Origin of the sequence: Bacillus sp. AFS029533, assembly GCF_002585125.1 — a bacterium.
Lineage (GTDB): Bacteria > Bacillota > Bacilli > Bacillales > Bacillaceae_G > Gottfriedia > Gottfriedia luciferensis_B.
In genome coordinates this window covers 19,116-33,699 of the sequence record NZ_NUQC01000053.1, presented here as the reverse complement: position 1 = coordinate 33,699, position 14,584 = coordinate 19,116, and the positions used below count along the sequence as shown (strand labels likewise).

Below are 14,584 nucleotides of genomic sequence, written 5' to 3'. Positions count from 1 at the left end.
ACACTATTTAATAGATTGGTACGTTCCCTTTGGAACGAAAAATAGGAGGTTCTGTATGAATCGTAAAACAACGGCTTTACTTGCAACAGCAACATTTGTTGTTGGTATGGGGGTAGGTACATTTGCATTTAATGATGGTACAAGTACAATCGTTTCGAAATTCTCTGAGAGTAAAGAAGTAAAGGCTTCAGAAGATGAAAATATTGCTAAAATACAAAAAGCTTACGAAATTATTGCAAATCAATATGTAAAAAAGATTGATCCTGATAAATTAACTGAAGGTGCGATCCAGGGGATGGTAACAACTTTAGATGATCCGTTTTCTACTTATATGGATGGAAAGACAGCTAAACAATTCCATGAATCATTAGGTTCTTCTTTCCAAGGAATTGGAGCGGAAGTTTCTAAAGATGGTGAAAAGTTAATTATTGTATCACCAATTAAGAACTCTCCTGCGGAAAAAGCTGGTCTGAAACCAAAGGATGAAATTTTATCAGTTGATGGCAAAAGTGTAAAAGGTTTATCTCAATATGATGCAGTGTTAAAAATCCGTGGTAAAAAAGGAACAAATGTTACGATTGAAATACAACGTCCAGGAGTTCCGGATCCAATTAAATTTACAATTAAACGCGATGATATTCCAATGTATACAGTATTTAGTTCAGTAAAAGACGTAAATAACGAAAAAATAGGTTATATTCATATTACTTCGTTTAATGAAAAAACAGCAGACGAGTTCAAGAAAGAATTGAAAAAGCTAGAGGATCAAAATATCCAAGGATTAACAATTGACGTTCGAGGAAATCCTGGTGGGTACTTACAAGCTGTAGAAGGCGTTTTAGAAGAATTAGTTGTAAAAAGTGAGCCATATTTACAAGTTGAAAATAGAAATGGCCAACGTGAAAAGTATTATACTAAATTAAATAAAGCGAAACCATATCCAATTGATGTATTAATTGATAAAGGAAGTGCATCTGCGGCTGAAATTTTAGCAGCGGCATTAAGTGAAGCAGGACATTATGAATTAATTGGGGAAAAATCTTATGGTAAAGGTACTGTACAATCTACATTAGATTTCAAAGATGGTAGCAATATTAAGTTAACGCAATTTAAATGGTTAACTCCAGATGGTACTTGGATTCACAAAAAAGGTATTAAACCAGATGTTGCTGTGAAACAACCTGATTATTTCTACGCTACACCAATTGATAAAAAGAAAACATTTAAGTTTGATGACAATGATGAAAATATTAAACAAGCGCAAATCATGTTAAAAGGTTTAGGATACGACCCAGGCCGTAAAGATGGATATTTCAGCAAGCAAACTGAGACAGCAGTTAAAAACTATCAAAAAGCTGTTGGAATTACTGTTAACGGTGAGATTGATCCTCTAACTTCAGAAAAACTTGAATCATCATTAATTGATAAAATTAAAGATGAAAAGAATGATCTTCAGTTAGAAAAAGCTTTAGATATGGTAGCTCAATAATAATACACAAAGAGGACAATATCGTATTGTCCTCTTTGTATATAGACAAAGTCCAGTCCAAGGGCGAACTTTATTTCGTCCTCTTTTGACATAATTCCCGGGAAATAGATTTGAAATTACAATCCATGCAGGAGTTTTAGTTTAGTATGTCGAAAGTACACTTTATGGAGAAGTGTGCTTTTTTTATTGTTTTGTAGCATATTCTCTTTGAAAAAACATTAATAAACCGATAACATAAGTATATCAATCTATTATAGAAAAAGGTGGTGAATGTTATGTGGTCAAATTTATTATCTGAACTATTAGTTGGATTCGGTAAACTATTTTTAAATCCATTTACTTATATATTTTTCATCGCATCAATTTTCTGTGGCAATTTACGTGTAAAAAGAGAACGTAAGCATTTTTCGGTTCGAAATTTTAATGTAACGTTCGAGTGGAAAACTTCATTAGGGTATGGATTACTGATTGGATTAATTCTTTCAGTTATCACATTGGTAGCTGGAATTACCATTCCGATTGAAATGGTTTATTTACTAAGTGTATTAACGATCATTAGTGCACTTATTTTGCAATTCAGATGGATGTCTCCTGCTTATCTTTTTGGACTAGCATTAGTAGCACTTCCATTACTAAATAGAGGGCAAGATTCATTACCTTTGTTGAAAAACTTTATACCTAATGATCTGAATGCGATGCTTCCTGCTATAACGATTCTATTGGCTTTACTTTTATTGGCTGAAGGAATTTTAGTTCAACGTAATGCTGCAAATCATACAACTCCTTTATTTATTGAGAGTAAACGTGGAAAAAGAGTAGGGGCACATGAGGCAAATAGGTTATGGATGGTGCCATTATTTTTACTGATACCAAGTGGTTCGATCGTTAGTGATTATTCATGGTGGCCTACACTTGCTTTAGGTGATAGTGGCTATTCCATTCTTTGTGTACCATTTGGAATTGGATTTTACCAGTTAATTCAAGGGATGCTACCAAAGGAATCAATTAAGCTTGTTGGTAAACAAATAGTGGCTTTAGCAATTATAGTTTGTGTAGGTGGTATAGTAAGTTACTTTATTGGTTTTGTAGCATTTATAGCTGTAGCAGTTGCAGTAGTGGGACGAGAGGCTATAAACTATATTCATAAAAATAGAGATATTAATACACCATCATACTTTACAGTAAAATCAACGGGCCTAATTGTTTTAGGAATTCTACCAAACTCTGTAGCAGATAAAATGAACATTAAAGTAGGCGAAAGCATTACAAAAGTAAATGGACAAAATGTCTCTACTGTTAATGAGTTTTATGAAGCGCTACAAATTAATCGTGCATACTGTAAATTGGAAGTAGTTGATTTGAATTCTGAAATCCGTATAACTCAATCTTCAGTTTATGAAGGTGAACACCATGAGTTAGGATTTTTATTCCCAGAAGAAGAATCTAAATATAGTGGACAGGTCGGATAAGAGTTGTAGGTTGGAAGCTTTAATTTCTACATTATAAAATTAAAAGGAACATATTCATAACTTGAATATGTTCCTTTTTTATTTCTATTATTTATACCGATTATGTGTCTGATGTAGGGGTGTTTTTGTAGGTAGAATGTCATTTTTTTGAGTGTGATTAGAGACCTATTGCTCAGGTTGATGAAATTTAGCATTCTATTAAAAGTAGATATTATAGAAAAAGGTTATTTCTTTTTTTAGCCCTTTTAAATTTTGTCACATTAGTAAGCGACAAATACGAATATTCATTTCATTGTATTGATACTGTAAGCGTTTTATCATTTAAGTAGAAGCTTCATAAAGGAGGTAAAAATTTGAATACAGGTAAAAATAATAATATAAAGGTAAAAATACAACGCTTTGGTAGCTTTTTAAGCGGTATGGTAATGCCAAACATTGGTGCTTTTATTGCATGGGGGTTAATAACTGCATTGTTTATCCCAACAGGTTGGATACCTAATGCAAAATTAGCTGTATTAGTAGGACCTATGATTACTTACCTATTACCTTTGCTAATTGGTTTTACTGGCGGAAGAATGGTCCATGATATTCGAGGTGGAGTTGTTGGTGCGATTGCAACAATGGGGGTAATTGTTGGTGCAGAGATGCCGATGTTCTTAGGAGCTATGATTATGGGACCACTTGGCGGTTTGGCTATTAAGAAATTTGACCAAGCTATACAAGGAAAAGTTAAGTCAGGATTTGAGATGTTAGTTAATAATTTCTCAGCGGGTATTTTAGGAGCAATATTAGCAATAATTGGTTTAATAGGTGTTAATCCAGTTGTTTCGACACTAACAGAAGCATTAGCTAACGGTGTAGATATGATGATAAAAGCAAACGTTATTCCACTGGCAAACATATTTATTGAACCAGCAAAAATCTTATTTTTAAACAATGCGATTAACCATGGAATTTTAAGTCCAATTGGTCTTGAACAAGCAAAATCAGCTGGAAAGTCACTTTTATTCTTACTAGAAGCCAATCCAGGACCGGGCTTAGGCGTACTACTAGCATATATGATATTTGGAAAAGGAACGGCTAAACAAACAGCACCAGGGGCAGTGATTATCCATTTTCTAGGTGGGATTCATGAGATTTATTTCCCTTATATCTTAATGAGACCTTTGTTAATCTTGTCCGTTATCGCTGGTGGTGTGGCTGGTACATTTACTTTTAATATATTTGGCGCAGGTCTAGTAGCAGCAGCTTCACCAGGTAGTATTATTGCAATATTAGCAATGGCTCCAAAAGGAGGATACTTACCAATTCTTGCAGGCGTATTTGTTGCAACAGCCGTTTCGTTTATAGTTTCAGTTGTAGTACTGAAATCATCTAAGTCGGTTGCATCAGATGAAGATTTAGAAAGTGCAGCTCAAAAAACACAAGAATTAAAAGGTAAAGAAAGTAAAGTAGCTAGTTTATTACAGACTGAAAAAGAGGTAGCAAGTTCCCTTGGTATTAATAAAGAAGTTAAAAAGATTATTTTTGCATGCGATGCTGGAATGGGATCCAGTGCCATGGGAGCATCAATATTACGCAAAAAGGTAAAAACAGAGGGACTAGAATTAGAGGTTACGAATGTAGCAATTAATAATTTACCAAGTGATGTAGATGTTGTCATAACTCATAAAGATTTAACTGATCGAGCAAAGGCAAAAGTACCGAATGCAGTTCATATCTCAGTAGAGAACTTCTTAAACAGTCCAAAGTATGATGAATTAGTGAATTCTTTAATAAAATAATAAAAATTTAAAGAGGTATGTAAATGCATATATCAGCAAGAGAAAGAGAAATCATTAATTTGTTGTTGGATCATCCAGACGGAATCAATGTTCAAGAAATTGCTGAGAGTTTAAATGTTAGTAGCCGAACCGTGCAACGGGAACTAAAAGGAGTTGAAAGTATTGCCTCAGCTCATAGTCTTTTCTTAAAAAAGGTATTAGGTGTCGGAATGTATATTGAAGGGACACCTGAGCAAAAAAATGAGCTTCAAATTGCAATATTAAAAAGTGGGCAAGAGTTTACTCAAAAAGAAAGACAAGAGTTAATTCTATGTTCGTTATTAAAAGAACCAGAATCTATTAAACTAAGCTCACTAGCAAATGATTTGCATGTCACCGTTGCTACAGTTAGTAATGATCTCAATAAAGTAGAAGAATGGTTAAAAGACTTCGATTTGAATCTAATAAGAAAGAAAGGTTATGGCATTGCCTTACTTGGTTCGGAACGAAAAAAAAGAAAAGCCCTAGGACATCTAATCGCACAGCAATTAAATGAATATGAGTTTTTATCTGTAGTGGAAGATGAGTATGAGTCAAAGACTAGATTCTCAAATGGATTATTAGAAATAATAAAACTAGAAAAACTCACCATGATTGGAAAAATGATTCGAGATATTGAACAACAATTACCTTATTCTCTAGCTGATAGTGCATTTATGACATTTACAATTCACTTATCTTTAGCCATAGAAAGAATTATTCAAGGTGAAGTAATACAAATAGATCAAGAGGTTCTTGAGGAATTAAGTATCTCTAAAGAATTTATTATCGCAAGTCAGATTGTTATTGAATTAGAAGAAGTGTTTCAAGTTAATATTCCAATTGCTGAAAAAGGGTATATTACGATGCATTTATTAGGTGCAAGGCAGCGTCAAGAGAAAAATGATTGGCAAAAAGAGAGTAGTACAGAGATGGTTGTAGGCTCAAAAAAGTTAATCAATTATGTATCTAAAGAACTTGAAATAAATTTTGAAGAAGACCAAGCCCTATTTGAAGGATTAATTACTCATATTGAACCAGCAATCTATCGAATTCAAAAAAAGCTAGATGCAAATAATCCTTTAGCAGGTCAAATTCAAGAGGATTATCCTGCAATGTTTAAGATCATTCAAGAAGGTTTAAGTGAAGCTTTTCCAAAGATTGTTTTTCCAACTGAGGAAATCGCTTATCTTGTCCTACATTTTGGTTCATCTCAAGTAATCTATGATAACAGTAAAGAGGTAAGAGCGCTTGTATTATGTTCAAGTGGGATCGGTTCTTCTAAAATGCTAGCGAGTCGAATCAAAAAAGAGATAAAAGAAATAACGGAGATTGAAGTATCGTCTTTAGCGAACTTAAGAAATATTCAAATTGACCAATATGACATTATTTTATCTACAGTTGAGATGCCGGGATTTTCAAAAAAATATATTACCGTAAATCCTTTATTGCCAAAGAAAGAGGCTGAACAGATTCGAGATGAAATAAAACGTAACTCTCTTACAACGGAAGCAACTTTACTAAGAAAGCTTCACAACAAAAAGTTTAAAAAGCAGATAAAGCTAAAAACGCCAAAATTAATTAAACAAAATCTTGAAGTTATTCAGCAGTACACAGAAACGGTACTCCATATATTGAATACATTTGAGACAATTTCATTACCGTTTATTCCAACCTCATCTATTTTATTATTGGAAGTATGCAAACAGGCAAATGTTAGAGGTTTAATAGGTGATTATTTTGAGGTGACTAATCAACTCACAGAAAGAGAAAAGAAGGGTGGTCTAGGGATACCAGGTACTAGCATAGCACTGTATCATTGTCGTTCAGAATATGTTATGCAACCGGTGTTTTTATCCTTTTTGCTTCATGAGCCTATGGTAGTCAAAGCAATGGACCACTCGTCAATAAAAATCAATACATTATTATTATTACTAGCTCCAGTTGATATGCAAACAGGTCAATTAGAGGTATTGAGCACAATTAGTTCAACAATTATTGATGATGAAGAATCAACACGGATTTTTACATCAAATAACTATACAGATATATATAGCAAATTAAGCTATGCACTTTATGACAACTTACAAAAAAGATTTAAGGATTGAGGGATTATGAAATGATTCAGACAGTATTACCAACAGATAATGTTTTATTAAATGTAGATGTGAAAACAAAAGATGAAGCTATTCGTTTAGCGGGAAATCTCTTAGTAAAAAACGGTTATGTAAAAGAAAATTATATTGAGAAGATGATTGAAAGAGAAGAGTCTTTAACAACTTATATGGGGAACTTTATTGCGATTCCACACGGAACTGAGGAGTCAAAACAAGAGGTAATCTCATCTGGAATTTCAATTCTTCAAATTCCTAATGGAGTAGACTTTGGGAACGGAAATATTGTAAAGGTAGTATTTGGTATTGCTGGCAAAGATAATGAGCATCTTGATCTGTTATCTCAAATTGCGATCCTTTGTTCAGAGGAAGAAAATGTACATAAATTGGTCGCAGCCACATCAAAAGAGGAACTAATTTTAATGTTTAGCGAGGAGGAGTAAGATGTTAGCCGTACACTTTGGCGCAGGTAATATTGGAAGAGGATTTATAGGACAATTATTACACAAGGCAGGATATGAGATTTGCTTCGTTGATGTAAACGAAGAGATTATTAATGAACTGAATGAGAAGAAATCGTATACTGTCATGTTAGCAGATCGTACTCAAGAAAAAATAAAAATAACTAATGTAAGAGGTATCAATAGTCTAAAAGATCCAGGGGAAGTAGCAAAAGCAATTGTACAGGCTGATATTGTAACAACAGCAGTGGGTCCCACAATTCTTCCTAAAATAGCAAAGCTAATTGCAGAGGGATTAATTGAGAGAGTTGAGAATTCAGATAAATCGTTAAATATAATTGCATGTGAGAATATGATAGGTGGAAGTACTTTTTTAAGAGACGAAGTTTATTTAAATATGACTGAATCTCAGAAGAAAAAAACTGAACAGTCGGTCAGTTTTCCGGATGCTGCTGTAGATCGAATCGTACCAATTCAAAGTCACGAAGATAAATTATTAGTAGCGGTAGAACCTTTTTATGAGTGGGTTATTGATCAATCAAAAATGATAGAAGAAGTTCCAGCAATTAATGGTGTGACTTATGTAGAGGATTTGCTTCCTTATATTGAAAGAAAACTATTTACTGTAAACACTGGACATGCAGCAACTGCATATTTAGGAAATTTTTATGGATATAAAACGATTAAAGAAGCAATTTCTGATGAAAATATTAGAAATATTGTTAGTTCTATTTTAGATGAAACGGGTAAGTTATTAGTTAAAAAATATAACTTTGATTCGGATGAACACACTGCCTATATTAGTAAAATATTAGGTAGATTCGATAATGAATATATTTCAGATGAATTATCTCGTGTTGCTCGTTCGCCAATTCGTAAATTAGGAGCAAATGACCGTTTTATTAAGCCAGCTAGAGAATTAATAAATTTTGGAATAACTCCTACCTTTTTAGTTAAAGCAATTGCAGTTGCTTTATTCTATAAAAATAATGATGATCATGAAGCAGTTGAACTACAAAACTTCCTTCAAGATCATACTGTGGAAGAGTTGCTCGTAAAATATTCTGAATTATCAGATTACAACGAGTTAATTAGTTTAATTACTGATGAATACAATCAGTTAGAGAAGGACTTACTTGTACACTAATTTTACTAGATTTATAGATTCTAAAAAGCACTGAAAGGGACAGATTCGATCTGAATTAGTCCCTTTTTGTCTATTTTTAATTATTCTCTAATTACCATTAATAAACATATCCGCAGTATGAACTGCCTTTTCATACTGTTTAGTCTCGACATAGTAGTTGTAAAGCAACTTTGCATATTTAATTGCATGTGTAACATGATGGTGATTCTTAAAGAAAGGATATGCAGTTTGTTCCATGTAATCATAATACTCATCAAATTTTTCGTTAAAACGTAAAATTAGAAGAGTAAAGAGGATCTTATATAAATTATTTGTGGCCTTTTCTGAAAGGGCAAGTCCTTCATTTGCTTCATTAAGCAATTCATTCGTCAATAAAAGCTTACCTTCCTCTGCATTATCTAGATAGTTATACAAACGATTTAAATAAGGTAATGATTGTTTATCGGCTTCTTCAACTGATTTTTTATAAAAAATATGTGCATTTTTAAAGTCTTGCTTCCAAAAGTACATTAGACCTAAATTGTGTAAGATCATTCCTCTTTTATCTAAAAGGCCTAAAGCTTCGCTATGCTCTATTAAACTCTCATACCTTTTTACAATTTCTTTAAAATCTAGTTGTGTACTGTCTTTTAATTGTACTAGCATCAAGGATTCAGCCAAAATTGCCCTTGCATAATTATTTGTTTTATTAAAGTATCTAAAAGCTTTTTCACCATAGAAATATGCCATAACCTTAGAGCGTGTCCAATGATAGGCTGTTCCTAGATGATAGTAATATTCTTTATTTCCGTATTCTTCTATATTAACCTTCTTTAATTCTTGTAAGGCAATTTGTTTATTTACATCTTCTAGACGGGTATATTGGACTAAATAATATATTCCTCTGACATGGTGGAATAGGTTCTTTTCATAAGTTGACATAGGAGGAGAATCTTTTTCAATCCGTTTTATAATACGCTCTGCTTTTTCAATGCTTTTACATAAAATAAAGTATCGGGCTAATAAAAGCTGAAAATAGATGGCATAGTTAGACGCACTAATATAGTGAATGCTTTCTAATTCTTCTTTTATGATGATAACGTCCTTCATTCGCTCTAATATAATTGCGTTATGCCATTTTTGGAGTTTCTTTTCAATATTTTGAACAGCGGCTATCTCATTTTTAATGTCAATCTGAAGACGTTGAGAGAACAGTTGAATAATTTCTTCAGAATATCGAGTTTCCCCTCTTTCAATTCTACTTACATGGGTAGCGGTACAAATGTCTTTTCCTAATTCCTCTTGGGTCAATCCCGCTTTTTTACGATAAAATTTAATGATTTCGCCTTCAAGCATATGTGCTCTCCTTTTCTAATTCCAGTTGCTTAACTATGAAGTTTTTTCGTCAATGCAAGATTGCATTCCTACAATTTGCGAATGTTCATTTTGAAACGCAAATCTAAGAAACTAGAAAGTACAATGACTTTGAAATACCTATTAATTTCATTATAGCTAGAAATTGGTAAAGTCAAATACTTTCAATTTAAATTAAAAATAACACAATTTTTTTATCAAAATTTCATGCTTTTTTAATATTTAATGAAATTTTCTTTCAGATTTCAATACTTTTTAGTAAAAAAATCCTACAAAATAACCAAAATTTCGATTAAAAATAACACAATATGCTTTTTTCCTAAATGCGATTACTATTTAAATAGTAAGAATTTTTTAATTATATAGAGAATAATGGGGGATGAAGAATATGAAGGCAACAACATTGGCAAAGCACTCGGCAGTACTTGCCCTTTCAACAAGTCTGCTTATTTCACCTATCAGTGCAAAGTCATATTTAACGGCAAAAGCAGCAACTTCTAAAGCTGAAGAAATTTTAGCATCAATTACACCAGAGCAAAGAGAAGCACTAAAACAATTAGAATTAAACGATCAAGATGGGCTTCAGGGCTTTCAAGAAGGTGAATTGAATTCTGATAAAAACATCTCTGTCATCGTTCAGTTTAACTCAGATCCAAGTAATGTCGCAGTATTAGAAGCAGCAGTTGACGGAAAGTCATTAACAAAAGCATCAGCACAAGCTCAGGTAGACAAAGAGCACAATACTTTTAAAGAAGACGTTGGAAAGTTTGTAAAAGTGAAAGAAAAGAAAAAGGCACCTGTTATTACAAAAACATATAAAACAGCATTTAACGGTGCAGCGATTACACTTCCTGCAAATCAAGTAAAAGAACTTTTAAAATCAGATGCTGTTAAAACGATATATAAAGATGTAACTTTTAATGTAGATCCAATTAAAGAAGAGGTTCCAACAGATGTTGCTAGTAAAACAACTTCATCAGTAGATAGCATTCCTTATTTAAATGTGGACAAGCTACATAAAGAAGGAATAACAGGAAAAGGCGTTAAAGTAGGGGTACTAGATACTGGTATTGACTATAACCACCCTGATTTAAAAGACGCGTATAAAGGCGGATACGATTTTGTAGATAATGATAATGATCCAATGGAAACTACATATAAGGATTGGAAGGCATCAAACCAACCAGAAAGTAATGGCGGTGGCTCTTACTATACAGAGCATGGTACGCATGTATCAGGGACAATTGTTGGACAAAATAAAAATGATAGTGAAGTTTCGGTAGAAGGAGTTGCTCCTGACGCGGATCTATATATGTACCGTGTGCTTGGTCCATACGGTAGCGGATCATCTGAAAATGTAATTGCAGGTATTGATAAAGCAGTTCAAGATGGTATGGATGTTATTAACCTTTCATTAGGAGCAGCAATAAACGATCCATATTATCCAACTAGTACGGCAATAAATTATGCTGTACTAAATGGCGTAACAGCGGTGGTTTCAGCAGGTAACAGTGGACCTAACGCTTATACCTTAGGCTCACCAGGTACAGCAGCATTTGCTCTAACGGTTGGAGCTAGTGATGTCCCAACTTCAATTTTAACATTTGAAGGGAAAATAGCAGGTGGATGGTCAACTGATCTTGTTAGTATGGCTAGAAGCTTTGCTGATACCTTCAATAGTTTAGAAGGAAAATCTCTTGAACTAGTAGATGTTGGTTTAGGAACACTAGATGAATACAAGAATAAAAATGTTGCAGGGAAAATTGCTTTCGTTCAACGTGGAAATTTTGCTCTAGTAGATAAAGTGAAGTTTGCAAAGCAAAATGGAGCAAAAGCTGTCATTATGTACAATAATGTTGATGGCCATGTTGGATATAACTTAGGTGAATCAATGGAATATATTCCTGCGTTCTCTATGACAAAGAAAGCAGGAGAAGAATTAAAAGAAAAAATTGCGAGCGGAAATACAACGTTCACGTTTACGAACCTGAAGGAAATCTTAACTGGAGGAGATAAATTAGCTGACTTCAGTTCAAGAGGACCAGTTAATGGTAATTTCCAAATGAAGCCAGAGATTACTGCACCTGGTGTAAGTGTTCTATCTACGGTTCCTTCTTATATTGCAAATCATGATACACCAGAAGACTATAGATATGCATACCAAAGAATGGATGGAACGTCTATGGCATCACCATTTGCAGCTGGTGTGGCAGCATTATTAATCGGACAGAATCCAAACCTTGAGCCAGCAGACGTTAAATCAATTCTGATGAACACTGCTGATCAACTTAATGGAGACTATAGCGTTTTTGAAGTAGGAGCAGGTCGTGTAGATCCATATCAAGCTCTTCATACTCAAACAGAAATAAAAGTACAAGATGAAACACTAATCCCCGTCGGTGATAAGTTATTAAAAGCTGAGAATGAAACAGGTGGGTTGAGTTTCGGTAAACAAGTAGTAAAAGATGACTCACAAGTTAAAGTAAAGAAAGACATTGAGTTTACAAACAATAGTAATAAAAAGAAAACATTTGATGTAAAAATAGTAGATAATGCAAATGGTAAGAATGGATTACAAGATAACGGAGTGGTTCTAGATATAAGTAATTCATTTAAAGTGGACAAGAACACCATTAAAACAATCAAAGCAACATTAACTGTCCCATCCACAGCAAAAAAAGGTTTTTATGAAGGCTATGTTTTAATCACAAATAGTGAAGATAAAACAGAGCAATATCGTATCCCATTTAGTTTCAAAAAATCAGATGAAGGCTTTGATATGCTTGATTTACTAACGCCTGCTATTACGCCTTCTTATTATAATCATGCGTATGACGGCTATCGTAACACAACAGCCTTGTTAAAATTCAACTTAGGTTCACCAATTAATACATTAGATGTAATTTTACAAGACGGAAAAACGAATGAAGATCTAGGGTTAGTCGGTACTCTTAATTTAGAAGGAAGACCAACGGACAAAGACTACTTCCTTCAAGCGTTTGGTGGTGCATATAACGAGTTTACTGGAGATAAAAAACATCCTATTTCTGAAGAAACAACGATTGCTAAACCTGGACACTACAAATTAAAATACGCTACTACTTTACCAAGTGGGAAACAAAAAATAAGCTTTGATGATGTATTTATTGATATCGACACACCTAAAGTAAAAAGTTCATTAGATGGAGATTCACCGTTTATAGAGTATAAATCGGGACAAAAAACATATCCTTTTGAAATGGATATAAAAGATGACGCTTTAACTGAAATGCAGAAGGCTGGTATTGATCTAGACGAAACATCGAATTTTGCAGTCTATACGTATGGTGCTCCTTTTCCAAATGGACCAATTAAAATGGACAAAAACGGCAAGTGGATTGATGAAGTAGAAATGATTGAAACAGTTCCAGCATTATCATTTAACTTAATTGGTTACGATGCAGCTGGAAATCAAGCAAACTGGAAGGAATACTACTTTGTAAAAGAAGGTACACCTGTCTCCTACGCTAAACATAATGTAGAGCTAGCTAGATCAGGCGATATATTGTCAGCATCTCTAGTATTAGATAACTTACAAGGTGTAAAAGAAGTTACTTGGAATTTTGATGATGCTCAAGCTGCGGGGATTCCTTATGTTAATCTTGTAGATGCTGCTTTAACGGATAAATTCAAAGATAAAGCAACTATTCAAGTAACTGGTAATAAAATTAAAGTGACATTTAAAGAAGCGATGGTATTTGATCGTGCAGAAATCGTAAATGTAAAAGTAAAAGTACAAGACCAACTTTTCTATCCAATAGGTTATATTAACCCATCTGCTAATATAGTAGATGCTAACGGTCAATCAGTGAAGCTATTAAACGCAGGTAAACGATTCCAGTTAAAACCAAGATTTAATCGAGTGCAAGGTAATATAATACCAGAAGGGTACCTAGTTGAAGGTCAATCATATACTGGATACCGTGATTGGACAAAAATAGGTGCATCAATGAAGGTAACAGATGGGGCCTATAATCTTGACGGAACTAATTTAATTAAAAGTGGTGGGCGTTTTGAGATAGAACCACTTCCTCTAAGCAAAGATGCATACACATTTGAAGTGAATGTACCAGGGCACTTTATTACGAAGAAAACACAGAAATTCGGTTTTGAATATAAAGGCGAATTATACGGAAAATCCGAATCAACAAACATTGACTTAGTTGGTGGAGATGTTAACCAAGATAACGTAATCGATGTACAAGATGCACTTTACGTTCAAACTTACTGGGGAACAAATAAACGAAGTGCTGATATCAATTTTAACGGAACAGTAGATGCAAAAGATTTCGCTTTGATTGAGAAAAATTACTTGCAGAAAAATCCATCAGTACAAAATGCGCCGACACCGAAAACGATCTACAAAAACCAAACATTAGAAACGATTAAGAGTCAATTAGGCTTATAATCTTATTTCCCAAAGGAACTGCTATTAAATAATACTTAATAGTAGTTTCTTTTTTTATGGGAAACCTTGTTTTTTGTAAAAAGGAAGAAGAGAAAATATAGTAACTCATAAATGGTTCATGAGTAAGTAAAAAAGGAAAAAGAAGAAATATAGTAACTCATAAAGGGTTCATGAGTAAGTAAAAAAGGAAAAAGATGAAATATAGTAACTCATAAAGGGTTCATGAGTAAGTAAAATAGGAAAAAGAAGAAATATAGTGACTCATAAGAGGTTCATGAGTAAGTAAAAAAGGAAAAAGAAGA

General features: G+C 33.4%; 8 protein-coding genes. 7 read left to right on the top strand and 1 reads right to left on the bottom strand.

Going from position 1 to position 14,584, the window contains the following annotated elements:
* The first annotated feature begins 55 nt into the window (after positions 1–55).
* The 6 genes from COE53_RS21735 to COE53_RS21710 all read left to right on the top strand — a co-directional run bounded on the left by COE53_RS21735 (position 56) and on the right by COE53_RS21710 (position 8,482).
* Positions 56–1,489, top strand: a complete 1,434-nt coding sequence (locus COE53_RS21735) for a S41 family peptidase (RefSeq protein WP_069034989.1) — start codon at positions 56–58, stop codon at positions 1,487–1,489.
* A gap of 275 nt (positions 1,490–1,764) precedes the next feature.
* Positions 1,765–2,958, top strand: coding sequence for a PDZ domain-containing protein (locus tag COE53_RS21730; protein ID WP_069034988.1), 1,194 nt, complete (start codon positions 1,765–1,767; stop codon positions 2,956–2,958).
* 353 nt (positions 2,959–3,311) lie between these two features.
* Positions 3,312–4,742 carry a PTS mannitol transporter subunit IIBC gene (locus COE53_RS21725; protein ID WP_098948715.1) on the top strand — a complete coding sequence of 477 codons (1,431 nt, stop codon included), beginning with the start codon at positions 3,312–3,314 and terminating at the stop codon, positions 4,740–4,742.
* A 23-nt stretch (positions 4,743–4,765) separates the two neighbouring features.
* The gene (locus COE53_RS21720) at positions 4,766–6,868 is read left to right on the top strand and encodes a BglG family transcription antiterminator (RefSeq protein WP_069034986.1); all 2,103 of its coding nucleotides are present in this window, start codon (positions 4,766–4,768) and stop codon (positions 6,866–6,868) included.
* Positions 6,869–6,879: 11 nt separating this feature from the next.
* Positions 6,880–7,317, top strand: coding sequence for a PTS mannitol transporter subunit IIA (locus COE53_RS21715; RefSeq protein WP_069034985.1), 438 nt, complete (start codon positions 6,880–6,882; stop codon positions 7,315–7,317).
* A 1-nt stretch (position 7,318) separates the two neighbouring features.
* Positions 7,319–8,482, top strand: coding sequence for a mannitol-1-phosphate 5-dehydrogenase (locus tag COE53_RS21710; protein WP_069034984.1), 1,164 nt, complete (start codon positions 7,319–7,321; stop codon positions 8,480–8,482).
* Positions 8,483–8,569: 87 nt separating this feature from the next.
* Here the strand turns inward: COE53_RS21710 and COE53_RS21705 are convergent, their stop codons facing one another.
* On the bottom strand, positions 8,570–9,817 hold the full coding sequence (locus tag COE53_RS21705) for a helix-turn-helix domain-containing protein (RefSeq protein ID WP_069034983.1): 1,248 nt from the start codon (positions 9,815–9,817) through the stop codon (positions 8,570–8,572).
* Positions 9,818–10,223: 406 nt separating this feature from the next.
* Here COE53_RS21705 and COE53_RS21700 point away from each other — a divergent pair, with 406 nt between their 5' ends.
* Positions 10,224–14,282 carry a S8 family serine peptidase gene (locus COE53_RS21700; RefSeq protein ID WP_098948714.1) on the top strand — a complete coding sequence of 1,353 codons (4,059 nt, stop codon included), beginning with the start codon at positions 10,224–10,226 and terminating at the stop codon, positions 14,280–14,282.
* Positions 14,283–14,584 lie beyond the last annotated feature (302 nt).